At 55.4% G+C, this 816-nt stretch carries 1 protein-coding gene; it reads right to left on the minus strand.

Features of this window, described 5'->3' with window-relative positions; translation table 11 throughout:
* Positions 1-53 precede the first annotated feature (53 nt).
* Positions 54-755 (minus strand): IS6 family transposase, encoded by a 702-nt coding sequence (locus tag VK792_RS19490; protein WP_326299591.1) that lies wholly within the window; start codon positions 753-755, stop codon positions 54-56.
* Positions 756-816: the final 61 nt, after the last annotated feature.

The raw sequence follows: 816 nt of genomic DNA on the forward strand, positions 1-816 counted from the left end.
GGTATTGTCACATTAACGTCCGGGGACCGCAAAGTTCACCGACGCTTCTGAGATCAGGCTATATTTGCAGCCGCTCTCCAGGCGTCGAAAGCTTCCATTCGGTGATAACGGATGGTCGGGGCTGATCGACGGCGGGCTGGAACGAAAAAGCAGTTACGGGTTGAGGAATGAACGGCGACAAAATTCTGCAAGCCGCCCGGAGATCGAAAGCCCTGCATCGTCCGTTCTCGTTTTCGAAATGGCAGGTGGCTGTTTTCGGCGCGATTGTTGAGACCCTTATGGGACCAGTGATCCAGGCTGGGTGCGACCTCGCGCTTGGCCGCACCGTAAGATCGAAGTTTGTCTGTGATGATCCGTTTGGGAACAAAGCCATACCGTTTCATCAGGTTGACCAACAGCCGTTTTGCGGCCTGCTTATCCCGCCTGGATTGCAGGATTTCATCTAGCACCACGCCATACTGATCGACCGCACGCCAGAGCCAGAACGACCTACCCGCAATCTTCACCACAACTTCATCCAGATGCCAAATATCGCCGGGACGGCCCTGCCGTTGCCGCAAGTTCCCTGCGATCTGCGGTCCAAACCTGGCTGTCCAACGCCGAATAGTCTCGTAAGACACGTCGATGCCGCGCTCCAGCAGCATTTCCTCAACCTCACGCAGGCTCAGATTGAAGCGGACGTACAGCCAGACCGCATGAGCGATGATCTGCGGCGGAAAGCGATGGCGCTTGTAGTTGATCGACGGTGTTTGCATCACGGTCAGCTAGCCCAAAATCACGCGCCAAACAATCAGAGCAGATTTATGTGACAATACC

The organism is Mesobacterium hydrothermale (genome assembly GCF_035818635.1).
Lineage (GTDB): Bacteria > Pseudomonadota > Alphaproteobacteria > Rhodobacterales > Rhodobacteraceae > Mesobacterium_A > Mesobacterium_A hydrothermale.

What these genes read in the sequence shown, in the direction of transcription:
- VK792_RS19490 (WP_326299591.1), bottom strand. Translation starts at nt 755, where the DNA reads ATGCAAACACCGTCGATCAACTACAAGCGCCATCGCTTTCCGCCGCAG.